Genomic DNA, 23,995 nt, shown 5'->3' on the forward strand with positions numbered 1-23,995 from the left:
GCGCTTGCCATCCCCAGCGCCCGAAGACCTCTTTGAGGTATCCGGTCGGCACCAGAAGGGCTTGCACGCGCCGAAGGCTGAAGGCCACCACGGAATGGGAGGATGCGAGAAAACTCTCGGCCCCGCCGCCTCGGTAGTTGACGATCACAGGTATCCGCCGGAGCCGGGCAATTGCGATGGCCGGGGCGGCGAACAAGTGCCAAGACCATCCCGAATTGGCCATCAAGTGGATGACCTGAACCGAGCCACAAACACGCCACAAGGCCATCAGGTAAGGAATCAGCCTGAACAAAGCGCGCAGGCCAGGTACCTGCCCAACAAGCTTCGGTCGATAGGGGGCATTGACAGGCACCAGCGTGACCTGCGCACCGGCTTCCGTGAGCAAACGACTCAGCTGGAGTGTTTGAGCGGCCATGCCACCCATCGGCGGCGGCACAGGGCCCACCAGTCCGACGCTGAGGCCATTCAAGCTCTTCACGGCGTGAGTCTCTTGAAAGGTTCGATGTAGCCGCGAGCGCTTGCCGTCCAATTGCGCTCCTGCTCAACGAAACGCCGCCCGGTGGCGCGCAGCGCTGGCCAGCGGTCTCGTTGAGCCAGCAAGTCGCTCACCGCAGAGGCCAAAGCCTCGGCACTACCGGCCTTGAAGAGCCACCCCGTCTCGCCATGACGAATCAACTCCTGATGCCCACCCACATCGCTGGCTACCAGCAAACGGCCTTGGGCCATGGCTTCCAGGGGCTTGAGTGGGGTGACCAGCTCCGTCAGGCGCATGGAGTGCCGGGGGTACGCAAGCACATCAATGAGATCGTAGTAGCGCTGCACCTCAGCGTGCGGCACCCGCCCGGTGAACACCACCTTGTCGCCAAGACCCAAGGCTTCGGCTTGGGCTTTCAGTGCGGCGTCCTGCGGCCCACCACCGACCAATAGAACCCTGACCTCGGGCTGTCGGCGGAGCAACTCTGGCAGGCTGTGCAGCAGCAGGTCGAGGCCCTCGTAGGCGTAGAAGCTGCCAATGAATCCCACCACGATGGCGCCACCCAAGCCGAGCTTGGCCTTCAGCGCTTCATCAGGCTGGCCGCCGGGCTCGAAAGCGTCGATGTCCACTGCGTTGGGAATCACCGTGACCTTCTCTGCTGCAATGCCGCGCGCCACGATGTCGCGGCGCAGGCCCTCGCAGATGGTGAACACATGATCGACTGCGCGCAGGGCACGCGTCTCGAAGGCGCGTGTCATTCGGTAGCGCAGGCTACCCTCGGTGGTGGTGCCGTGGTCGACCGCGGCATCCTCCCAAAAGGCCCGGACTTCGTACACCACCGGGATGCCATGGCGGCGCCCCGCCTTCAAGGCCGGCATGGCATTGAGCACCGGCGAATGCGCGTGAAGGATGTCTGGCTTGACCGTGGAAATCACCTCGTCAAGGCGACGCTCAAGACGCTTCATCAGGTCTCGTTCACGCAGCACCGGCAAGGTGGGCGCATCGGCCGACGGAGGCGTGCGAAAGAAGCGCATGCCATCCACGTCCTCCTCCAGCACTTGTGTGGCGGTGTGCTTGGGACTGGTGATGTGAAAAGTCTCCCAGCCCAGCTTGCGCTGCTCGCGCAGCAAGGACAGGGTGCGAAAGGTGTAGCCGCTGTGCAGCGGGATCGAGTGGTCGAGAACGTGAAGTATCTTCATCAGAGTGTCGCGTTGTGAGCGCCCAAGCCGGCAAGGCCCGCACTGTGGGGAGCGTCCACCACATTGCGCAGGAATGCTTCGAACATCATCGCTGTCCACAGTGGGGCGGCATGGTCATGCTGTCCGGACTGGTGCTCGTCAAGCAAGCGCTTCAGGGTGTGCGTGTTGAACCAGCCGGTCGCCGCCAGGCGCTCGCCCAGCAGGGCCTTTCGTGAGGCCTCACGCAGAGGCCCGCGCAGCCAACGGGCCAGCGGCACGGAAAAACCCATCTTGGGGCGGTAGAGCACGTCATGCGGCAAGCGCGGTTCCATCGCCTTCTTGAAGACGAACTTGCCCTCCTGCCCCCGCACCTTGAGGTGCGAAGGCAAGGTCGCCAGCCATTCCACCAGCTTGTGGTCCATCAGCGGCTCGCGAACCTCCAGGCTGTGCGCCATGCTGGCGCGGTCTACCTTGGTGTTGATGTCGCCCACCAGCCAGGTCTTGTAGTCCAGGTACTGAATCAGAGCCAAGGGGTCATCGGTACCGGCGGTGGCGCCATGCCGCTCGAACACCTCGCCCGCGTGGTAGCCGCCCAATTCGCTGAGCAGCTGCGGTGAGAACAGCGCCCGGCGGAGCGGCCCGCGCACATGCGACACCGACTCGAAGTAGGCCCCAACCGCACTGCGAGCCATCCCTTGGAAACTGGTCTTGGCCCTCAAGAAGCGGGGCGCCCAGTCCAACTTCGGGTAGACCGCCGCCAAAGCGCCAAACATGGGCTTTCGAATCGCGAGCGGCATCATCCGCCGCATGCGCTCTTCCATCAGGTGCAGGCGATAGCGGCGGTAGCCACCGAGGCTCTCGTCCCCGCCGTCCCCGCTCAGCGCCACTGTGACGTGCTGCCGCGCCATCTGACACACGCGGTAGGTTGGGATGGCCGAGCTGTCAGCAAAGGGCTCGTCGTACAAACGGGCCAGAGTGTCGATCAGACCGAAGTCGTCGCTGCCCACAACCTCAAGCCTGTGGCGGGTCTGGTAACGATCGGCCACCATTTGGGCAAAGGCTGATTCGTTGAACTGAGGGTCGTCGAAGCCGATGGCGCAGGTGTTGACCGGCTCGTCCATGAGCCGCGCCATGCTGGCCACCACCGCACTGCTGTCCACGCCACCCGACAAGAAGGCACCCAGAGTGCGTTCAGATTGCAGACGCAGGCGCACCGATTCGTCCAGGCGCTGGCGCAGTTCTTCCTCGGCGTCCGCCAAGCCCAGTCGGCTGTCCAGGGTGAACTTCACATCCCAGTAGCGGCGCGGCTGCGGCTCCCTCGCCTGCCCGGCTTGCCAGAGGAGGCAATGGCCGGGCTCCAGCTTGCGAGCTCCTTTGAAGATGCAGCGAGGCTCAGCCACGTAACCCAGGGCGAAATACTCTTCCACCGCCAAGGGGTCCAGCTCTCGGCTGAGGCCGCCGTGCGCCAGCACGCTCTTGAGCTCAGAGCCGAAGAGCAGCCACCCATCGGGCAACAGCGCGTAATGCAAGGGCTTGACGCCCATGCGATCGCGCGCCATGAACAGGCATTGGCGACGGCGATCGTGAATGACGAAGGCGAACATGCCGCGAAGGTGCTGCACGCAGTCTTCGCCCCAGTGCTCCCAGGCTCGAACGATGGCTTCGCTATCGCTCTTGGTGCGGAAGGTGTATCCCGCCTCGGTGAGTTCCTGCATCAACTCGAGGTAGTTGTACACCTCGCCGTTGAAAACCAGCGCGACGGTCTGGTCGTCGTTGAAGATGGGCTGCTGACCGGTGGCGATATCGATGATCGACAGCCTGCGGTGCCCGAAGCCCACGCCAGGCTCCAGGTGAAGCGCGCCTTCATCCGGCCCGCGGTGCCACTGCGAGTCATTCATGCGCTGCAGGCGCGCACGGTCCACCTCGCGGCGGGCTTGGGTGTCAAAGAGGCCGGTGATGCCGCACATGTGTTTGGTCAGGGGTGTAGCAAAGCGGATGTCGAAGCTTGCATGGCCAGCCCGACACCGATTGCGTTCAAATGAGCATCATAGGGGCCGACCTCCAGGCTACGGCCGGATGCAAGGGCATGCTTGCGGAAGATGGATTCAAGATCGACCACGGTTGCCCCGCGCTCACGCAATGAGGCGATCAGATACGCGCGCTCGAACTGCCCGTCGCTTGGCGGAGTCGGCTCCACACCCCGTGAACCATCCACTGCAATGACGAGCCGACCCTTGGCATAGGGGGCGATCTCACTGAAAAAACGGTCAAGCACGGCATCGATGACCTGACGGCTGCGTTCAACGTCTGCCTGGCGGACCGTTGCGCGATCAAGGTCATCTGGCTTGGCAGCTTGGAGCTCAGGGGTCTGCCGAGTCCATACCGAACGCCAAAACGCTTCCGGGCGAAACTTTAATTGGCTGTTGATGTACTGGGCCAAGGCACTATGCCGCAGCCAGCGCTTGGCCGTGCTCGGCGCTGCCTGTCGCTCCACGGTCGCCTGCAGTGTCTTCGCATCAAGGCAGCGGGACACCACATTGCCAGAGCCACAGAGGCTTTGGCGCGCGTCGCCGGCCTCCATCAGGACGACGAAATCCTTCACGCCGAATCGCTCGGATGCATACCGTATGCGCTGCGCGTAATCCAGCAACGCGGTGCCAGGGGTACCCAGCGGGAACACAGCACGGCCGCCCAACTGCCGCTCCAACTGAGCGCCAGGGCGATCCTGCGCTGCGAGCATTGACGCCTCGACATAGCTGTCGCCAATCAAGGCCACCGCATTCGGGTTGGACTCAAACTCGCGGTGCGACGCGAAGCCATGGCTATTGGCCTGCAATCGCTGCGCGTTGCGCAGGTCCCAACCGGTTGCGACCTTCCAAGAGTGGCCAGGCGGGTAAGTGAGCAGATCGGCGTCGATGTAATAGCCGGTCAAGGTGGCCGTCGAGACGGGCAGCAGCCGGAAAGCAAGCTCCAAGGCCACTACCAGGCACAACAGTCCAGCTGTGAATTTGAGCCAGAAGCGTGCCATATCAGAAGTTGAAATAGATGAAGGCACTGACAGAGTCGCGCGCCTGGTTGATCACCAGGAGGGCGGCGATCACAGCTGTGGCAGCTCCGGCCAGGAAGGCCGTCACGCCCTGGCGCTCGACAAGCGCCAAGGCTTGTTCCCCGAGTCGATTGCTGTTGGGCGCAAAAAAGGCAATGGCACCAAGCACCACACACCAAAGCGCGCCAACCAAAGCCGACAGCCCTGCATTGGCCAGAAGATAGCCCCCAGGCTGCTGCTGCGCCATTCCGAACCCAGTCATGGCGCTCACGATGCTGGCGGCCCCATCCAATGTCTGCGCGCGGAAAAACACCCAGGCGTACACCACGGCAACAAAGGTCAGCATCCATGCCAACAATCCGAAGATTTTGCTGCGAGCAAGCCGGCCCGAAAAACCCAGGTGATCCATCAGTGCACGAAAGCCGTGATTGAGCATCAGGTAGGCGCCATGCAGCGCGCCCCAGATGACGAAGGACCAGCTCGCACCATGCCAAAGCCCCCCGAGAACCATCGTGGTAGCCAAATTGAAGTAGCGACGGGAAGCACCCTTGCGGTTGCCGCCCAAGGGGACGTATAGATAGTCGCGGAGAAAAGTCGACAAGGAAATGTGCCAACGGCGCCAGAAATCACTGATGTTCAGCGACTTGTAGGGCGAATCAAAGTTGTAGGGCAAGCGGATGTTGAACATCCACGACAGCCCGATCGCCATGTCCGAATAGCCCGAGAAATCAAAATAGAGCTGGAAGGTGTAGGCCAAGGCCGCCAACCAAGCCTCTGCGACAGTGGGCAAAGCACCCGCATGGTCTACCGGGTGGAACACAGCATCCGCGTATGGCGCAATGCCATCCGCGAGCACCACCTTCTTGAAGAGGCCGAGGGCGAAGATGCACAGGCCTGCGACAAAGTGCCCTGCGTTGAAGCGGTAGACCTCGGGGCGCCCAAACTGCGGCATCATTTGCGCGTGATGCAGCACGGGGCCGGCCACCAAATGCGGAAAGTAGGTGACGAACAAACCGTAGTGCAGCGGCCGGGCCTCATTGACCTTGCCAGCCCAGGTATCCACCAGATAGGCAATCTGGGTAAATGAGTAGAACGAAATACCGACCGGCAGAATGATTTTGGCCAGGTGCCAATCGAATCCAAGCGCGGCATTCAAACTGTGAACAAAGAAGTTCGCATACTTGAAGTACGCCAACAAGCCCAGGTTGAAAACAATGCCGAGCACCAGCCACAGACGCGGCGCTCCGGAGCCGGATCCAGACGCCCCACGCGCACTTGCGATACGCTGGCCGAAAAAGAAGTTGGCCGCGATGGAGCCCAAGAGCAGCAGCGTGAACTCGGGCATCCAGTAGCCATAGAAGACCACTGACGCCACAAACAGCCAACCGGCTGCAAGTGTGGGCGACCACCGTCCGAGCGCAAAGAAACCTGCCAACACCAGTGGCAGGTAAACAAGAACGAAGGTGCCTGTTGTAAAAAGCATCAGCCTAGATCACAGGCGCCAAACCTTGAACCCCGCCGCCTGGAAGGCCTGGGCATCAAAAGCGGCCTTCACGTCGATGAAGGCGCCGCCCTTGACCAGCTTCCGCGCCAAGTCAGCCAGCTCCAGGGCGGCATACTCCTTGTGCGCCACGGCCGCCACGATGGCATCGGCCCGCGGCAGTTCTTCAAACGGGGTGAGCTTGACACCGTATTCGTGCATCGCCTCTTCGGGCTCGGCTTGCGGATCGGTCACAAAGACCTCGATGCCGTAGCTCTGCAACTCTCGAATGATGTCGATGACCTTGGAGTTGCGCAGGTCGCCGCAGTTCTCCTTGAAGGTCAGCCCCAGCACATTGACCTTGGCGCCTTTGATGTAGGAGCCGGCTGCGATCATGTGCTTGACGGTCTGCTCAGCGATGAACTTGCCCATGCCGTCATTGATGCGGCGCCCGGCAAGAATCACCTGCGGGTGGTAGCCCAGCATGTCGGCCTTGTGCGTCAGGTAGTACGGGTCCACGCCAATGCAGTGCCCTCCCACCAGGCCCGGCTTGAACTTCAGGAAGTTCCACTTGGTGCCTGCAGCTTCGAGCACCTCAGTGGTATCGATGCCGATCTTGTCGAAGATGATGGCCAGCTCATTCATCAGCGCGATGTTCAGGTCGCGCTGGGTGTTCTCGATCACCTTGGCAGCCTCGGCGGCCTTGATGCTCGAGGCCCGATGCACACCAGGAACGATGATGGTTTCGTAGAGCTTGGCAACTTTGTCGAGCGTGGCCGGCGTGTCGCCAGAGACGATCTTAAGGATCTTGGTGAGCGTGTGCTCCTTGTCGCCCGGGTTGATGCGCTCGGGGCTGTAGCCAACGAAGAAGTCTTCTTTCCACTTCAAGCCAGATTCGCGCTCAAGTACCGGGATGCAGACCTCTTCAGTCGCACCGGGGTAGACGGTCGACTCATACACAACCGTGACACCCTTCTTCATGTGCCGGCCGACGCTTGTGGAGGATCCGACCAGGGGGCGGAAGTCCGGAATGTGCGCGTCATCGACGGGCGTGGGGACGGCGACGATGATCATGTCCGCCTCGGCCAGCATGGCCGGGTCGGCGGTGTAGACCGCCAGCTTGGCCTCTTGCACTTGCTCATCGCTCAACTCGCGTGAGGGATCCGTGCCGCGCTGGCAAGCCTCGACCTTTGACTGCGCGATATCGAAGCCGATGGTGCGCATGTGCTTGCCGAACTCCACCACCAAGGGCAAGCCCACATAGCCCAGGCCAATCACTGCTACCGTCGTCATTTCAAATTCCCCTTCTTGCCCATTCTTGATTCCGAAACTCGTGGCGACCAGCGAGTCATTGCCCAGCGTCGCTCGCTCGCTTGAGTTCTGCAGCAATGCTCGGCCAGTTCTGCTCGGCAAATGCCCTCAGCAACACGTCAGCTGCCTCCGGATTGTCCGCATCCTTGACGGTGTAAATGATGACGGAGGCACCATCATCGCCCTGCCCGCTCAAGCTCTGCAGCGCCCCGTAGAGCTTTGCCTTGGCAGTGCTGCTGGTCAGCTTTCCGCCGATCCAGTAGAACTGCCACACCTGCAAGCGCTCGCCGACACCACCCAGTTGCCCAGCTGAGCGCAATTCATGGCTGCGTACCGTCACCGGCACATGGTCGAGGGTCACGCTCTGGATCGAGGCGCCGACAGACACCCAGCGCTTGTCTTCGGAAGAAACCAGCTGATTTGAAGACGTGATCAACTTGCTGTCTGAATTCTGTTCGCGGTAGAAGGCCAGATGCAGGCCCACCTGACGGCCGTCCTTGGCATAGTCGCGCTGAACCTGCGCCGCCGGCTTGACGAAGGCTGGGGACCAGGCGAAAGCTGATGCCTCCACCTTTTGCCATGCTGCCAACTCCGGCACCTGGAACGTCACAGCGCCCGGACGGGTTGGTAGCGATTTCAAGACCAACAGGGGCGTGAGCGCAACAAGAGTAGCCAGCACTGCGCCCGGCCAAATGGCCCGGCGCGCTTGCAAAGGCGCGGCCGACCGATCAGGCGCTGAACGAACAGCGTCAGGCTCGGACCAGCGGGCGCCGATCATGAAGAGCGCCAGCATCACGACACCGAAGAACACCCAGCCATAGACCAGATGGTCGGCGCCTGCAGCCAGCTTGTTGCTGGAGAGATGGCCCAGCATCACGATCAAGTAGGCGCGCAGCCAGTTCGCCAAGAGCGGCAACAGTGTGGCCACCACGATGAACACCAGGCGACGGCGCCAGCTTTGATAGTTCAAGTACGCGAACAGCGTGCCCACCATCACCGATGCAATCAGATAGCGCAGGCCACTGCAGGCTTCGACCACTGACCAGTTGCCCGACGGAATGACGAACTGCAGCCCTTCGCGGTAGACCGGAATGCCGCTGAGACGCAGCGCAGCGACCGTGAAGTCCGCCGTCATCTCCATCAGCGTCGGCATCATGAATTCGCCGACCGGCACGCAGAAGAACAGAAAGACCAAGGGGAACGCGATCTGCTTGGCGACGGACCAACCCAGCAGCAGCGGCACACTGGCCACCAGCATTCCGACCAGGGCGAACTGGGTCAAGGCATTGACTGCGGCCGTCTCGCCCAGCAGCCACGCGAAGGCAAACAAAGCGAGCGGAAACAAGAAGAGCAGGCTGGCTTGCGGCGTCAGTTGCAACAAGGTCTGGCGTTGGCGCCAGATCAACCAAAGCGAAATCGGTGGAACGACAAAGGCATGCGCGAACGTCTCCGAGCGATGCCAGATCTCGACCATGGCCATCGCCGTCTCGCCGTAAACCCCCAGCAGGGTCGACAGCACCAGCAATACCGCCAATCCGGCTTGCCACCAGCGAGCCATCGAAGGACCCGAAGCGATTGAATTCGAGGCAACACCACCGTTCATGCCGGAAGCTCCTGCGGCACAGGCTGCGCTGGGCCAAGATAACGATCTAGTCCAGACAAGTGGGCGGACCAGCTGTAACTTTGAAGCACGCGCGCCCGACCTGCAGCGCCGATCGCGTGGCCACGCTCCGGGTTTTCGAGCAAGGCGCTGACCTGTGCGATGTAGTCTTCAACCGCCTCCGCCGACAGCAACTCGGTGCCCTTGTCAGCCTCGATGGCATCCACGCAGCTGCGAGCCGCCACGACAGGACGGGCCATAGCCATGGCCTCGAGAATCTTGTTCTGGATCCCGCGCGCCAGGCGAAGCGGCGCCACCACTGCGGCAGCGTGCTGCAGATAGGGCCGCACATCGGGCACCGTGCCTGTAACCACCACACCCGGTCCGGCCAAGGCCTGCACTGCCGCACCGGGGCTACGCCCGACGATGTAGAAGCTCACCTGCGGCCAACGCCGACGCAGCTCAGGCAGAACTGCGGCGACAAACCAGGACACGGCGTCGGCATTCGGCCAGTAATCCATCGCACCGGTGAACACCAGCGGCAGTTCGGCTTCGGAGAACGGCGACGCCCGCCCCGGAGCGGGCGAGAAGAACTCCGCGTCGACCCCATTGCACAAGGCCTCGACGCGGCCAGGGCAGCCCGGTGCCAGCTGACGGAACAGCGCCGTTTCCTTGTCCGTCACGAAAAAAGAGCAGGTAGCGCGGGATGCCACCTCGGCCTCAAAGCTCAACAGGCGTTGACCTTCACGGCGATACAGCCAGGACAGGGGCCAGGCATGGGCATCGGCATAGTCTGTCCATTTGGCCGAATCAACATCGACAAAGTCCACCAGCAGCGGCAACTTTGGCAGATCGTTCGCATATTGCGCCATCGACGACGAGAAGACGACTACGGCGTCGAGCGCGACGCGCTCGGCCAAGCCACTGACCCAGCGAGTCAGGTCAGCGTCGCGGTAGTAAGGCAGCGTCAGCGCTTCACCCGTGAAAAGACCACGAAGACTGGCCAGCTTTGCCGACCTGGGGTGAAGCCGTGATGCATGCACGTCAGCACAAAGGCTCTGAAGCACCGGCAGATGCTGCTCATCATCGGGGTCGTCAATGAAGGTGCCGAGGTAGACCTCGTGCTGCTGCAAGAGGTGCTTCAGCAGGTTGTACGAGCGCACCTTGTCGCCCTTGTTGGGCGGATACGGCATGCGATGGACGAGGTAGAGCAGCTTGGCCACGAGCAGCGCCTTAGCCGAGACTGCGCACGATGAACGGCCCCAACCAGTTGGCCCAAGCCAAAGGCATGCGCCGCCAAGTCTTGATCATCAGCTGGTACTTGGCGTTGGAAGGGTTGTTCTGAGGCACGGTATCGCGTTTGTAGAGACAGTACTCGTAGTTCAGTGGCGTAGGCTCGAAGCCCCAGTTCTTCTTGAAGGCATAGGGGCCGGTGCCCTGCTTGCTGCGGCCGTAATCGAAGATCTTCAGACCGCGGGCGCAGGCGCGCCGCATCAACTCCCAGTATTTGAAGTCATTGGCGGCCAGCTCGCGCGCAGCTTCGGCGTCACCAGCGTAGTAGGGAAGCACTTCGTCACGGAAGTAGAAACTAAGCACCGAACTGAGGGGGGTGCCCTGATCGTCGGTCACCGTGAGCACTTCACAGTCCGGGCCGAACTCACGCATCAAGGCTTCGAAGTAGCGCTTGGGCATGGCTGGGGTGCCGTGACGATGGACGTTATCCGCATAGAGCGCGAAGAAGCGCGAAGCATCCGCATCGATGTGGCTCAGCAGGCCGTTCTTGATGCCTTTGCGAACCATCGCGCGCTGCTTGCGCGGAATGGCCAGCATATTGGCCTCTTCCTCGGGCAGGATCTCCTTGCGAAAGGTCACATAGATGTCTTGGCGCGGCCAGTCCTCATGGCGCGGCTGAATGTGCCGCAGCTCCAGATGCCCGGCACCGAGCCCCTTGGCGATGTGCTGGGCCTCAGCTTCCAGCGCTCGGGCCGCGTCTTCGTTGTCGGCGGCCACGCCGCCGTAGACCGCAAAGGGCAGCCCGACCAGTGCATGTCCGAACAGCAGGCTCTTCACCTGGGCCAGGGGCAGCACGCCTTCAACGCGACCGGCCCGTTCGGCATAGAGGAAGAAGCAGCGATGCCCAAAAACCTGGGCAATAACCTTCTGCCAGCCGGCACGGTGAAAAAACGTGGCCTGCGGGCAGGCCATCACGAAAGCGTCCCAGGCCGCAACGGCCTGTGCGTCATCAGCGGACAGGCGCTTGATCTGCAGCGTGTCGGTCATGACTTGTTCAGCGCTGGTTCGGCCGAGCTTGCGAGGCTTGCGCGATTCAGGAAGATTTCGTCCATGCGCCCCCAGGCGAAGTCCTGCAGCAGCTGGGCGATGCGGGCCTCGGTGCGATCAATGTTCACGTAATGACGGAAGCGCGTCTTGGCATCGATGCCTGCAATGCGCGGTTGCTCCGCGTCGATTTCCCAGGGGTGGAAATAAAACACAGCCGACTGCTGATCTCGGCGGTTGACCTGTTCGATCAGCCAGCGCGACAGCGCATAGGGCAGCAGGCGGAAGTAGCCGCCGCCGCTGGACGGCAGATTGCGCCCGCCTAGCCGCAGTGTGGTCACCGGCACCTCAAGCAGGCCTTCCCGCACCGGATAGGCAAAGCGCGGCGAATCAGGCATGCCGTAATGGTCGTGCTGGATCGGGTAGACGCTGGAGCTGTAGCGGTGGCCGGTTTCCAGCAGCACATCGAAGGCCCACAGATTGCTCTTGCCGATCGAGAAACTCGGAGCCCGGTAGCCCAGCACAGGCTGGCCACCCAGATCCTCAAGCAAGGCTTTGGCGCGGCTGATGTCGGAACGGAAGGCGTCAGGCGTCAGATCGCTCGCGCGCTCATGCCCATAGCCATGGCTCGCCAGTTCGTGCCCGCCGGCCACGATGCGTCGCACCAGCGACGGATAGCGCTCTGCCACCCAGCCCAGCGTGAAGAAGGTTGCATGGGTCTTGTTGTCGGCCAGCAGCGCCAGGATGCGGTCGACGTTGCGCTCAACGCGGCACTCGCGGGCATCCCAGTCGCCGCGGGCGATGTAGGGCGCGAATGCCGACACCTGGAAGTAGTCTTCCACGTCGATCGTCATCGCGTTGCGCAGCAGCGGCTGTCGGGTCGGCATCAGCATGGTTGACTTTCCTCAGGCACTCAGCGGGGTCAGCCACTGGTACAGGTCGGCAGCAATGCGCTCGGCGGCATGGCCATCCCAGAACTCGGGTACGCGCCCCTGCTTGCCCTTGCCGGCCAGGATCTCGGCCACGCCGGCCAGCAAGGCCGCGCCGTCCAGTCCGATCAAGGTGTTGGTCCCCTGCTCCACCGTAATGGGCCGCTCGGTGTTCTCGCGCAGCGTCAGGCAAGGGACGCCGAGCGCCGTGGTTTCTTCCTGCAGGCCGCCGGAGTCGGTCAGCACCAGCGTGGCGCCGCCCATCAGGCCTTGCATCTCCAGATAGCCTTGCGGCGGCAACACGGCCACCCGAGCAGGGTCCAGCACCGCCTGCAAGCCGAAGCGCTCGATATTGCTGCGGGTGCGCGGATGCATTGCAAAGACCAGCGGCAGATCGCGCGAGACCTTGGCCAGCAGATCCAGCAAATGCTTGAGCGTCTGCGGATCATCAACATTGGACGGACGGTGCAAAGTAACCACGCCGTAGCGGGCGGCCACCAGCGCCGGATCAAGCGAGTGATCACGCAAGGTCTGCGCCGCCGGGCGCGCATGGGCACGGCTGGCTTCGACCGAATCGATCATCACGTTGCCGGCAAAGCAGACACGCGCCAGATCAATGCCCTCGCGCGCCAGGTTGTCGGCGGCGCTTCGCTCGGTTGTGTACAGGCGGTCAGCCACTTGGTCCGTCAGCAGCCGATTGATTTCTTCCGGCATCTTGCGGTCGTAGCTGCGCAGGCCCGCCTCGACATGCGCCACCGGCACGCCCTTCTTGACCGCCACCAGCGTGCAGGCCAGTGTCGAATTGACGTCGCCGACCACCAGCACGCAGGACGGCTTGTACTCGTCCAGCGTCGGCTCGAAGCGCTTCATGACTTCGGCCGTCTGCACGGCATGGCTGCCGGAGCCCACTTCAAGATTGATGTCGGGCTGCGGCAGGCCCAGATCGACAAAGAGCTTCTTGCTCATATCGGTGTCGTAATGCTGGCCGGTATGCAGCAGCAAGGCAGGAATGGGCGGCTCATGCGAGGCAAGTGCACGCAAGATGGGCGCCATCTTCATGAAATTGGGCCGCGCCCCGACCACGCACATCACGGGGGCCAGGGTCTTCACAGCTTCGGTCATTGCTTGTTCTCGGTCGAAGTGGAGCGCGTGACCGCCTCCACGAACTTCTGCATCAGCGCCAGGGTCTGCAGATTCATGCGTTCAAGGCGCACCAGGCTGCTTTCCATGCGAGCCAGACGGTCGGCCAACTGGTCCTGCCCGAGCGCACCGATCTCAGCGGACAAACCGCCCAGGTCCTCCAGCTTGAGCCGGGACAGATCCAGGTCCAGCGCCGCACCATGCAGCCCATGCTGTGCAGCATCGGCGTGAGTGACCGGCGACTTGAGCGGCACCTCGCTCTCCTGCGCCATATCGAGCAAAACTTCCTGCACATCGTCGAGCGTCAGGTGGGCTCGCCCCGCCATGAAGCCCAGCAGCAGCAAGCGGTCGCACAAGGTGTTGATGCGCCGCGGGATGCCGTTGGTGGCACGGAAGATGGCCGGAAAGGCTTCGACATCAAAGGTCGGTTTGCCGTTGCTGCCCGCACACTTGAGGCGGTGCTCGATATAGCCCTTGGTCTCGTCCTCGTCCAGCGGGCCGATATGGCAGGTCGCCGCAACGCGCTGACGAAACTGCTCCATCTCAGGGCGCTGAAGGATGTTGCGAAACTCCGGCTGCCCAACCAGGAAGGTTTGCAGCAGCGACTGATTGCCGAATTGGAAGTTCGACAACATGCGCAGCTCCTCAACCGCCCGGGCGGACAGGTTCTGCGCCTCGTCCACCACCAGCAAGCAGCGCTTGCCCTGGCTGACCTGGCTGACGAAAAAGGCCTCGAGCGTCATCAGCAGCTCGGACTTCGGCAGGTCCTTGACCCGCACACCGAAGGCGGCGCCGACCATGCGCAGCGTGTCCTCCGCATCAAGCTGCGTCGTCACCAGATTGCCGATCACGACGTTGCTGCGATTCAGGCTGTCCAGCAGGCCGCGCAACAAGGTAGTCTTGCCCGCACCGATCTCGCCGGTGATGACGATGAAGCCATCGTTGCGCAGAACACCATAGTCAAGATAGGCCTTGGCGCGGCGATGCTGCTTGCTGCCGAAATAGAAGTTTGGGTCAGGACTGAGCTGGAAAGGCTTGCTGCTCAGCCCGTAGAAAGCTTCATACATGGACTAGAACTGCTGAATGAAGGTGGCCAACAGGGCGTTCTCGCGATACGGACGCTCCAGGCTTGCAAAGTTGCTGTGCCGTGTTCCAAGCTGTATCGAGGACCGACGACCCAGCTTGGCACTCCAGTTGGCCGTGATCGACTTCAGATCCGTCGACTGATTGGCCAGGTCGCCACGGCTCTGCTGCTGAACCAGAACCACGGAGGCTGAGCTGTCGGGCGTCAAGCGATGTGAAAGCGACAACGAATAGCCACGCTGCAGCACAGCGGCAGACCCCGAGGCTCCGCTACCCGCCGGCTGGATGCCCAGATTTCGGCTCCGGCTCTGATTCACACCGAAAGTCGCCGTGCTGCGTTGATTCGCCCAGGACATCGAAAGATCCTGGCGCCTTGTGAGGCTGGGCGAGCTGTTCAGAAAGCCTGTCGCCGTCGTCGCGCCAGGACTCAAGCCGTTGTTCTGCAGGAACTGCCGCACCAGCTGATCCCGCTTGACCGGATCCGGCTCGATGGAAGCAAACTGCAGGAACAGCAGGTCATAGTTGCTCTGGCTGCCACTGACCCCGACAACGCCTGTCGTCACATTGCGGCTGTCAGAGAAGCGTATCGCCGCCCTCGCCCAGCGATGATCCAGGGACAGGGCGTGCGTGCGCCCAAAAACCTGATCACCCCAGTCCGCACTGACGGAGGTGCGCGGTGTCGGCGTCCAGCTGGCATTCAACCCATAGGTTGCGCCGGTCCTCGCGGAGACGCTTTGCAAATCACTGCGCTCCCGCCCGACACGGAAACCGACCCGCCAATCCACATCAGGCCGGAAATTCAGGCCGACGCTGGCGCTGAGCGTTTCCGTTTCGCGCCCCACACGGGGCTGGATCTGCTGGCTTCGCAAAGAGGCTGTCCAGTTGCCTGCGCGCCCACCGTCGTCGCTGCCTTTCAGGCTGAGCAGCGCGCCACGGGTGCTGGTATCACCCGTTTGGGTATCCTTTGCACGCGATTCACTCGTGTCAGCCCGCAACTCATAGTCCACCAGCCCGGCGACGCGACCCTTGACGTAGGGCGAGAAACTCAGGGTGGCGACTTCCGTACGATTCGAATTCAGCAACGCTGGATCGACGGTTGTCAGACCGAAAGGTGAAACCGCCTGTTGCCCAATGCTGGCCCGGCCGTCAAGAAACAACCAGCCCGGCACTGCCTCAAGCGAGGCCTGCGCGCTGAGCGCTTGCTGGGTCTGACTGCGCTGATCGGTCTTGGTGTAGTACAGGCCGCTTAGTGAGTAATCGAGTGAACCACGCAAAGCGCCCGAGCGGCTGACAACACTCAAGCCAGGCGATACGGTGGTGATGAAGGCCCTGTCCTGCTGCGCAGCGGCGCTCAGTCGCAGGTTGTCAGTGTAGGTCTGGCCCACCGACAAACGCGGCTGAACATTCGCACCCGTCTGCTCCGACTGCGCGCACGCCGCACCTGCAAGCAGGCACATCGCCCCAACAAGCGCGACATGGCCGCCACCACGCTGAGGCTCGGGCAAGACCATCAAATCAAGTCTTGCTCGCTGCATCTTCATGCCCATAGCCATAACCGTACTGTCCGTACGAGTAGCCATACCCGTAGCCAGACCCCGCCGTCGCGCGAGCACGATTCAGCAGCATCATCTTGACAGGGCAGGACTCGATGGTTGCGATGGCTTGCTGAACAGCGCTCTGAGCTGTCTGGTCTGCGTGAACCACGACAACGATCTGACCCATATGCGAGGCCAAGACCCGCGCTTCTGTCGTCAGCAGCAAGGGCGGCGAATCAAAAATGATGATTCGGTCCGGGTAGCGCTTCGCCATGTCCTCAAGAAGCGCCGTCATGGCATCACTCGCCAGCAACTCGGTTGCCTTGGGATGAGGCGTGCCGCTCGGCAAAATCGTTAGCTTGTCGATATTGGTACGCAGCAACACGCTGGCCATATCGACGGACTCTTCCAAAACATCAAGAAGCCCTGGCCCCTGCGGTAGACCGAGCATCCGCAGCACCGAAGGGCGTGCAACGTCGGCATCCACCAGCATCACGGTATTGTCCAGCTCAGCCGCAATACTCATGGCCAAATTCAGCGACGTAAAGCTCTTGCCCTCCCCTGGCAAGGCGCTCGTCACCATGATCAGGTTCGCGTGGTTGATGGTGGAAGAACCCTTGCCCATCGCGTTCTTGATCAGGGGGCGCTTGATGACACGGTACTGGTCGGCCATCTGGGTACGCGGCGCGCCGGGTGTCAGGAAGCCTTGCGCCGCCAAAGCTTCAAGATCCAGGTCAACCCGCTTTGAAAGCGCGGCCTGAAGCTCAGGATCAGCGCCTGCAGCAGGTGCCGTCACAGCGGGGACGGGAGGCTCAACTTGGCGAACGGACTCCGGCAAAACCACGCCGGCCTGTCGCAGTTGCTCCAACCGCTGCGCGGCTTGTTCAATAAGACTGTTGCTCATGCTCACCCCACCTGCCTGCTCATCATGATTGCCATGGCAGCCAGCCCCAGGGCATATGCCGCGATCAAGCCCCCGGACCCTGCCGCAAAACGAATCAGGTCGACGCGCTCACGGCGCTTGTCCGCATCTCCAACCAGCCGGGACACAACCCCGAGTACTGGCAACTCAGTGCGCAAGCGCAACTCACCGGCGTCATGGAAGACTGGCCTCAGTTGGCTAGCCGCAAATGCCGTGAAGACTCCTGCCCCGAGCGCAAGCAACAAGGTACCGGCAAGCAGCAGCAAGCGATTCGGTGCCACTGGCTTGGGCGATGCACGAGGGGGATCAACAAGCCGGAAATCCGCGACACCTGAAGCCACATCCAACTCGCCAGACATGGTCGCCGACTCACGCCTGGACACCAAATCTTCGTAATTCTTCTTGTGAATCGCGTAATCCCGGTTCAACTGCGCAGCCTCGGCCTCCAACTGCGGGGCGGTCTTGACGGCAGCAAGTGCCTGCCCATAGCGTGCGGAGTACTCATCAACACGCGCCCGAAGGCCTGCAACCTGCACCTCGGCTGCCGCCAGCATACGGCCGAGGTCCTGCTGCACGAGACTGCCCCCCGCCACCCCACCACCAGCGGGAGCCGCCAGCGCCGCCTTGCGCAACTCGGCCACCTCTTTGCGCTTCTGCTCTTCGAGGTCCTTGATGAGCTTGCGCGTGGTGATCACATCAGGATGCTGCTCGGTGAAGCGCTGAAGCAAGGTGTCCAGGTTGCCGCGAACCGAATTGATGCGCGCGTCAATCTCTGGCGTCGCAATAGGCAGCGAGGATTCCTGAAGCAGGCTTTGGCTCGTTGCGTTCGCGGCCTTCGCCCGTTCACCTTCCAACTGCTGCTTGGCGGCATCTCGGGCATTGGTCGCTTCACGCAATTCAAGGCGTGCACGGTCCAACTGGCCGCTCATCTCTGCAAGGCGGGAAGCAGAGTCCTTGCCGTCACTGGACATCAGCTGGATGTTTCGCAGGCGGAACTCTTTCAGACGCCCCTCAGCCTCTTCAAGCTTGGCTTCGTAGGTCTTGATCTGCTCGTTGATGAAGGTCGTTGCAGTCGCAGTGTCCTTTCGACTGGCCCCTAGACTGGACTCGACGAAGATCGAAACCAAGGCCTGCACCACGCGCTTGGCCGTCTCTGGGTCCTTGTCCCGGTAGGCCAGGGTGTACAAGTTGTCCCGTGCGGTGCTCTGGATCGACAGAGTCTTGGTCAGCATCTCGATCGTTGCCTCTTGCTCTGCCTTGGACTGGTTCTTCAGATCCAGATCAGCCATGCGAACGAGCTTTTCAAGGTTGGGACGGCTGATCAGCGTGCGGCTGAGCATCACAACCTGCTGCTCGACGTTGGGTTGAACGGCGAGCCCGGACATCAGCGGCTTGAGGATCGACTGCGTGTCGACATAGATACGGGCGCTGGCCTCATACCGATCCGGCATGGCAAGAACCACAGCAGCGCCAATCGCACCAGCAACCCAGGCGACCAAGAGGCCTGGCCAACGAAACTTCCACATGCGCTTGGCGATGGAGAAGACTTGAGCAAGCAGAAGATCCATTGTTTATCTTTGCAGTTCTTCGTGTAGCGGCAGACGCGATCAACGGTGCCGTGAACGCGCCATACCAGGCGGACTATCGACGAGTGAAACCACGCGAGACCTGCGCCTCGCAGACTGTTGGCCCAATCGCCGCTTGTCGCTCGTCAACCGAACTTCAGAAGAAGCTCTGAGGAATGATCAGGATGTCGCCCGGCCGCATTTCCACATTGGCCGACACATCACCGCGCTTGACCAAGTCCTTCAAGCGGACCGTGTAGCTCTTGTTGCCTTCACTCGTCCGCAGGATCGTGGCGCTGTTGCCGGCCGCGAAATCCGTCAGGCCGCCAACAGCAATCATGACATCCAGCAACGTCATCTTTTGCTTGAAAGGCAGGAACTGGGGCTTGGCCGCCTCGCCTACCACTCGGATCTGCTCACTGTAGGGCCCGACGAAGCCCGTGACGATGACAGTCACGACTGGATCGCGAACATATTTGCCGAGTTGCTTCTCGATCTCACGAGCAATCTCAACCGAGTTCTTGCCTTGGACGACAAGCTCATCAATCAGTGGCGCCGAGATCTTGCCGTCGGGCCGCACAGGCACAGACATGGAAAGCTCCGGGTTCCGCCACACCATGATGTTCAGGCTGTCCCCGGCACCGACGATGTAACTGTAGTCATCCGTACCGGCCTTGGCTGGCGCAGCGGGTGCCGACGAGCCACCAATCCCGGCGCAAGCGGTCAGCATCAAAGCCGCAACAAACGGCACCACCGCGCGAAGTGCGCCCACAAAAGACACATCAAACTTTTTCAATGGGAACTCCCTCATCATCAAGTCAAACCGCATCCTAGAGGTTTTCGGCTCACACCAAACCTCCCTGGATCACTAACGATCGCCGATCAGTGACGTCCTGCACAGCGAGCTGCAACCCGTATCTTGCTGCTTAGGTGCGGATTGCACACCAAATCCGGTACGCATTGAACCCCCAGTATGGACGGACTGGACGGGATAGCGACGCTTAACCGCGCCCCTGGAGAACAGGCCTGATGAAGTGCAACAACAACTGCTGCAGGGGATTGGCATTGCCAAAAGGCCGCCACGTCCAACTCAGCTTCTGCCGATAGGCATCGAATTGCATGGCCCACGGCGCAGTTCGCATGCGTCCTCGTCCGAGAATGACCTTCAGCACCTCGGTGCCCATGACGCCCGCACAAAGATCACAAGCCATCGGCGTTGAAGGTCCTCGTCGCTCTTTGAAATTCACTGCTTCCGGGGCCACCAGATACTTGCGGTTCAACATCGCCGGCGACACTCCGGCAATGAAGCGGGCGTACTGCTCATCAATGTCGTGCCCTTCGAGCTTGAAGTATTCCTCGAAGCTCATGCCCGAGGGACTGAAATGCAAGAACGCGACGCCCATCCCCAAAGGCGCGGCCGTCAACGCAGGGATGCCTAACTCACGGCACCGCGCAAACACAATGCGTCGCGCCGGAAGCGCAAAAAGATCCAGGGAATCCACGTAAACCGATGCCCCGCGAAGGAAGTCATCGACGTTGTCCGAATTGATGCCCTGCGGGAACAACTGCACATCGGCCTCGGGATTGATGTCCTGCGCCATCCGCGCCATCACGTCCAACTTTGCCTGGCCCATCGTTGACATGAAGGCACCAGCTTGGCGGTTCATGTTGTGAACCTCAAAATCGTCGAAATCCGAAATACTGAAGCCACCCAACCCAAGCCGCGCCAGCGTCAAAACATGGGCGCCACCAACGCCACCCAGGCCCGCGACTGCCACGCGACAATTCCTCAGGATCTCCTGCTCATCTCGGGTGAGCCAGCCGATGTTTCGTGAGAAAGCACGGTGATAGTCGAAATCAACCACCTGATGAACCGTCGACATCACGCACTCACCTCCAGGCCCCAATCACACACACGCAATCGTAACTGTGGCAACTGACTGGGCACTGTGGATTTAAGCCCTGGACGCAAAAAAGCCCGCCGAAGCGGGCTTTGGTAGAGCCTTAAGGCCCAAGTTTGCTTTTACTTGCCAGACTGCTTGCGGCGAACGAAGCCCATGCCAGCCAGCGCCAGGCCAAACAGAGCCAGCGAGCCAGGCTCAGGAACGGTGAATTCCAAGGTGCCATTCAAGGTCGACTGGCGGAAAAGAGCCCCAGGATTTCCGTTGGCATCCGTGCTCTGCCACAGTTGGCTCAGAGTTGGGATCGGCGGCACCACGTTCGTGTTGATGGCCCACTTGGCACTGTTCGAACCGTTGCTCCAGTGCTCGTAGAAGCTCTTGTTCGTCAACTCATCCTTCCAGAAGGACTGGACGAATGCATCAGCGTCATTGTCGCCATCGTCATCAAAGTCAAAGGACACCAATCCAAGCAGATTCAAGTTCACGCCTTGGAATTGCGAGCCAGTGACGTTCAAGCGGAGAACCTGCTTGGCGCCAGCGCCGTTAGCATCAGTCTGGTAGAAGATGTCCAGGAAACCGCCGGTGTACTGCACATCAGTTGCAGTTGTCTGACCCAAGAGCTTGTACTGATAAGTCAGGCCCCAGGTCTTGCCCTCAGGGCTCACCACGCCGTACTTGTTGGTGCCAACACCCGTAGCAAAGCCGTTTTCATCAGCGACACCAGAGGGATCGTTGTTCAGCGCATCAATGTTCAGCGGCCCAGCAAACGTGGGGAAGGCGAACGTCAGTGGGGTGAGACCGTCCATTGCCACCTTGCTGCCGGCCGTAAAGCCGAAAGCAGACATCTCAGACGCAATGTTGGTGTCGATGACGGACGTGCCAGCAACAGCCGGATTGCCCAGGTAAATCGACGTAGCAGTCGTGCCCGTGAAACCCAGCGACTTGATGGACGAGGTGCTCGAGCTGCCGTTGTTCCCAAAGTCCTGGCCGTTGTTGATGACAAACGGCGATGCGTTTGCAGCAGACACCGCGGCCAGCGTGATGGCAGCCGCAAGTGCTTTGCTACGGAATGAAGTGGTCATGTGATTCTCCTAAGCGGGTTTGTGTCCCAGCACTAGCTGGCACTCATAGTTAGCACATACCATGCCAGACAAACAAATTCCATACAGAACAACGACTTACAGATTCCACCAGATGCATGACCTCGCAATGCGTAAACAATTCCGACACTAGCAACCTGCGCTTTCGCCGTGCTGAAGCGACCGAAGCCGTGGCATAGAGTCGATGCACTGGATTGAGCGCAGCTTGTTGCAGGTGGCTGTCACCCTGCGCAGACCTGACAACCATAAAGACACCCATTCTTGGATGCCGTGATCACCCGCTCGGCCTGGACCCCACTTGCTCAAGTCCCATTTTGGGACCAACCTTCGCCATGCGAGTGATTGCCGTGTCCACCGTTCGGGCATTCTGGGATCGCTACCCCGACGCCGAGCAGCCGCTGAAGGCTTGGTACGAGGAGGCCACCAGTGCAAGCTGGGGCCAGCCCGCCGACATCAAAGCGCGGTACCACGGCGCTAGCGTACTGAAAAACCGTCGCGCGGCCTTCACCATCAAAGGCAATGACTACCGGCTGATCGTGGCCATTGCGTACAAGTTGCAGATCGTCTACGTGAAGTTCGTCGGCAGACACAAGGAGTACGACGCAGTGGATGCAGAAACCATCGAGTCGGCCCAAATGGCCAAGGAGGGATGCATGGACATCCGACCTATCCACACCGAAGCAGACTACAAGGCAATTCTCAAAGAGATTTCGGCCTTGATGGAGTCCGACCCTGATCTGGGCACGCCGGAGGGTGATCGCCTGGACATCCTGGCCACGCTGGTGCAAGCCTACGAGGCCAAGCACGTGCCCTTCACCGGGCCAGATCCGGTGGAAGCCATTAAATTCCGGATGGATCAGAGCGGTCTGTCGGTCAAAGATCTTGAGCCGATCATTGGCAAAAGCAACCGCGTCTACGAAGTCCTGAGCCGCAAGCGCCCGCTGACGCTGGCCATGATCCGCAGACTGCACAAGAGCCTGGGCATCCCGGCCGATGTGTTGATTGCGGAGACAGTTGCCGGCTGATCAGCGAACACTGAGCTTGGCTTCGACGGTGAACAGCGATGTCATGGGGTCATCTGTTCAGGAGAAGATGACGCACTTCAGTGCACCTACGTTCGGCGCGATGCGTCATGCCCCGGCAGACGTACTTGCGCCAGACCGGCGCAGCCGTGCCGTCTGGCTACTTGAGCGTCAGCTCCCAGGCCTGGGAGCGCTTGTGCACGGCCAATCCGTGCAACGCGGCCACGGCCTGAACAAAACCCACACTATCCCCCGTCTTGAACACCCCACTCACTCGCAGATCTCCTACGCGAGGGTTCACCGTGATTGGCGTCGAGCTGTAGCGGCTCATCTCCGCCAGCGCCTCCCGAAGCGGCACGTTGTCGAAGATCGCCTCCCCACGCTGCCAGGCCAGCACCTGGTCCAGGCGAGGCCGATCACGCTCGGGTGCGGCAGCGGAGGCACCCGATGCAGTTCTGCCATCCTGGCCGCGGCCGACGCGAACTCTGTCTCCGGCGGCCATCACGATCGGCTGGTTGGAGGCCTTGCTGCCACTGCCCTGCACGACCACCTGCCCTTCGACCAGAGTCACGTCGACGGATTCGCGCCCGCCAGCATGTGGCGGCATCAGCCGCACGAGGAAGGCAGTCCCCGTGGCGGTCACCTCCGTCCCGGCGGCTCTCACGACAAAGGGCCGGCTTGCGTCCTTGGCGACTTCGAAGAAGGCTTCCCCACCCTCCACGCTCACGCGACGTTGCGCCGGGCTGAGTTCCACCCGCACCCGGGTCGAGGTGTTCAGCGACATCCGCGAGCCGTCCTTCAGCAGCACCAGGCGCTGCTCGCCGATTCCGGTGCCGTAGGTGTCGACATCGCGCCAGGGCTGGACCACCAGGACCGCCACCAGCGCGACTGTGGCCGTCACTGCAGCCACCAAGGCGCGAGGACCGGGTCTGATTCCTCTGCTCTGGCCCAGGTCCTCGGGCGCTCTGACGGCGCACACCCGGGCTACCGCGGCCCGGTCGACGCCTGCGACATCCATCCAGACGTCCGTGCAGCACTCGAAGGCCAGGCGATGTGCGGCAGATCGCCCCTGCCAGGCCAGGCATTCCCGCTCCATGTGAAGAGAGCGATCCGGCCCATGCAGGCGGGCCACCCACACCGCAGCCTCGGCCGCGATCTCCGGTGTCACCACCGGAAGCGCCCCGTCCTGCCCTGCTCCCCTGCCCTCCATCGCCCCTGGCCACTGCACCGCTACCAGCCCTCCATCCAGCTTGTCAGCTGCAGCGTGGCCTTGGCGATGTACTTCTCGACGGTGCTGATGCTCATGCTGTGACGCTGGGCGATCTCCTCGTAAGTCATGCCTTCGACACGGTGGCACAGGAAGATGTCGCGCGTCTTGTCATTCAGCCGTCCCAGCCCCAGGCTCAGACGTGCCATGCGCTCGCGGGCCAG

Annotated in this window: 21 protein-coding genes and 2 pseudogenes; 2 read left to right on the top strand and 21 right to left on the bottom strand. The window is 61.6% G+C overall.

Features of this window, described 5'->3' with window-relative positions; genetic code table 11:
- The 18 genes from ACIQ67_RS13665 to ACIQ67_RS13750 all read right to left on the bottom strand — a co-directional run.
- On the bottom strand, positions 1-478 hold a 478-nt coding region (locus ACIQ67_RS13665; protein WP_397534922.1), incomplete at its 3' end, for a glycosyltransferase.
- Entirely contained in the window at positions 475-1,674 is a 1,200-nt protein-coding gene (locus tag ACIQ67_RS13670; RefSeq protein ID WP_397534923.1) for a TIGR04063 family PEP-CTERM/XrtA system glycosyltransferase, read from the bottom strand. The genes ACIQ67_RS13670 and ACIQ67_RS13665, both read right to left, overlap by 4 nt.
- Complete coding sequence (locus ACIQ67_RS13675; RefSeq protein ID WP_397534924.1) at positions 1,674-3,620, bottom strand: XrtA/PEP-CTERM system amidotransferase; 1,947 nt, start codon at positions 3,618-3,620, stop codon at positions 1,674-1,676. The genes ACIQ67_RS13670 and ACIQ67_RS13675 overlap by 1 nt, the downstream gene beginning before the upstream one ends.
- Positions 3,621-3,628: 8 nt before the next feature.
- Positions 3,629-4,681: a hypothetical protein gene (locus ACIQ67_RS13680; RefSeq protein ID WP_397534925.1), complete on the bottom strand. Its 1,053-nt coding sequence runs from the start codon at positions 4,679-4,681 to the stop codon at positions 3,629-3,631.
- A 1-nt stretch (position 4,682) separates the two neighbouring features.
- Entirely contained in the window at positions 4,683-6,182 is a 1,500-nt protein-coding gene (locus tag ACIQ67_RS13685; RefSeq protein ID WP_397534926.1) for an MBOAT family O-acyltransferase, read from the bottom strand.
- Between the two features lie 9 nt (positions 6,183-6,191).
- Positions 6,192-7,472 carry a nucleotide sugar dehydrogenase gene (locus ACIQ67_RS13690; protein ID WP_397534927.1) on the bottom strand — a complete coding sequence of 427 codons (1,281 nt, stop codon included), beginning with the start codon at positions 7,470-7,472 and terminating at the stop codon, positions 6,192-6,194.
- A gap of 55 nt (positions 7,473-7,527) precedes the next feature.
- Positions 7,528-9,048 carry an exosortase A gene (xrtA, locus tag ACIQ67_RS13695; protein ID WP_397534928.1) on the bottom strand — a complete coding sequence of 507 codons (1,521 nt, stop codon included), beginning with the start codon at positions 9,046-9,048 and terminating at the stop codon, positions 7,528-7,530.
- Positions 9,049-9,089: 41 nt separating this feature from the next.
- Positions 9,090-10,313: a TIGR03087 family PEP-CTERM/XrtA system glycosyltransferase gene (locus ACIQ67_RS13700; protein ID WP_397534929.1), complete on the bottom strand. Its 1,224-nt coding sequence runs from the start codon at positions 10,311-10,313 to the stop codon at positions 9,090-9,092.
- Between the two features lie 10 nt (positions 10,314-10,323).
- A complete protein-coding gene (locus tag ACIQ67_RS13705) occupies positions 10,324-11,370 on the bottom strand; it encodes a FemAB family XrtA/PEP-CTERM system-associated protein (RefSeq protein WP_397534930.1) in 1,047 nt (348 codons plus the stop codon).
- Positions 11,367-12,260: an XrtA system polysaccharide deacetylase gene (locus tag ACIQ67_RS13710; protein WP_397534931.1), complete on the bottom strand. Its 894-nt coding sequence runs from the start codon at positions 12,258-12,260 to the stop codon at positions 11,367-11,369. Before ACIQ67_RS13710 ends, ACIQ67_RS13705 begins: the two co-directional genes overlap by 4 nt.
- 12 nt (positions 12,261-12,272) lie before the next feature.
- A complete protein-coding gene (gene wecB, locus ACIQ67_RS13715; RefSeq protein ID WP_397534932.1) occupies positions 12,273-13,418 on the bottom strand; it encodes a non-hydrolyzing UDP-N-acetylglucosamine 2-epimerase in 1,146 nt (381 codons plus the stop codon).
- Positions 13,415-14,503: an XrtA/PEP-CTERM system-associated ATPase gene (locus ACIQ67_RS13720; protein WP_397534933.1), complete on the bottom strand. Its 1,089-nt coding sequence runs from the start codon at positions 14,501-14,503 to the stop codon at positions 13,415-13,417. Before ACIQ67_RS13720 ends, wecB begins: the two co-directional genes overlap by 4 nt.
- Positions 14,504-14,506: 3 nt before the next feature.
- Positions 14,507-16,060 carry a TIGR03016 family PEP-CTERM system-associated outer membrane protein gene (locus tag ACIQ67_RS13725; RefSeq protein WP_397534934.1) on the bottom strand — a complete coding sequence of 518 codons (1,554 nt, stop codon included), beginning with the start codon at positions 16,058-16,060 and terminating at the stop codon, positions 14,507-14,509.
- On the bottom strand, positions 16,035-16,958 hold the full coding sequence (locus ACIQ67_RS13730; protein ID WP_397534935.1) for an XrtA-associated tyrosine autokinase: 924 nt from the start codon (positions 16,956-16,958) through the stop codon (positions 16,035-16,037). The genes ACIQ67_RS13725 and ACIQ67_RS13730 overlap by 26 nt, the downstream gene beginning before the upstream one ends.
- Before the next feature lie 2 nt (positions 16,959-16,960).
- Entirely contained in the window at positions 16,961-18,544 is a 1,584-nt protein-coding gene (locus tag ACIQ67_RS13735) for an XrtA system polysaccharide chain length determinant (RefSeq protein ID WP_397534936.1), read from the bottom strand.
- Between the two features lie 154 nt (positions 18,545-18,698).
- Positions 18,699-19,271 (bottom strand): XrtA/PEP-CTERM system exopolysaccharide export protein, encoded by a 573-nt coding sequence (locus tag ACIQ67_RS13740; protein ID WP_397534940.1) that lies wholly within the window; start codon positions 19,269-19,271, stop codon positions 18,699-18,701.
- A 271-nt stretch (positions 19,272-19,542) separates the two neighbouring features.
- On the bottom strand, positions 19,543-20,424 hold the full coding sequence (locus ACIQ67_RS13745) for a ThiF family adenylyltransferase (protein ID WP_397534937.1): 882 nt from the start codon (positions 20,422-20,424) through the stop codon (positions 19,543-19,545).
- A 140-nt stretch (positions 20,425-20,564) separates the two neighbouring features.
- Entirely contained in the window at positions 20,565-21,524 is a 960-nt protein-coding gene (locus ACIQ67_RS13750; RefSeq protein ID WP_397534938.1) for a PEP-CTERM sorting domain-containing protein, read from the bottom strand.
- A 350-nt stretch (positions 21,525-21,874) separates the two neighbouring features.
- On the opposite strand from ACIQ67_RS13750, the pseudogene ACIQ67_RS13755 reads away from it, so the two are divergent.
- Positions 21,875-22,168, top strand: a pseudogene (locus tag ACIQ67_RS13755) (type II toxin-antitoxin system HigB family toxin); the annotation flags it as partial.
- Positions 22,169-22,195: 27 nt separating this feature from the next.
- Positions 22,196-22,567 carry a type II toxin-antitoxin system HigA family antitoxin gene (locus ACIQ67_RS13760; protein ID WP_397534941.1) on the top strand — a complete coding sequence of 124 codons (372 nt, stop codon included), beginning with the start codon at positions 22,196-22,198 and terminating at the stop codon, positions 22,565-22,567.
- Positions 22,568-22,724: 157 nt separating this feature from the next.
- Here ACIQ67_RS13760 and ACIQ67_RS13765 read toward each other — a convergent pair whose 3' ends face one another.
- The 3 genes and pseudogenes from ACIQ67_RS13765 to ACIQ67_RS13775 form a co-directional block, all read right to left on the bottom strand.
- Positions 22,725-23,465: a FecR family protein gene (locus tag ACIQ67_RS13765; RefSeq protein WP_397534942.1), complete on the bottom strand. Its 741-nt coding sequence runs from the start codon at positions 23,463-23,465 to the stop codon at positions 22,725-22,727.
- Between the two features lie 147 nt (positions 23,466-23,612).
- Positions 23,613-23,774 (bottom strand): annotated as a pseudogene (locus tag ACIQ67_RS13770) (iron dicitrate transport regulator FecR); the annotation flags it as partial.
- Between the two features lie 20 nt (positions 23,775-23,794).
- On the bottom strand, positions 23,795-23,995 hold a 201-nt coding region (locus tag ACIQ67_RS13775), incomplete at its 5' end, for an RNA polymerase sigma factor (RefSeq protein WP_397534939.1).

The sequence above is a fragment of the Roseateles sp. genome (genome assembly GCF_044373315.1).
In the GTDB taxonomy this organism is placed as follows: Bacteria; Pseudomonadota; Gammaproteobacteria; order Burkholderiales; family Burkholderiaceae_C; genus JACDQM01.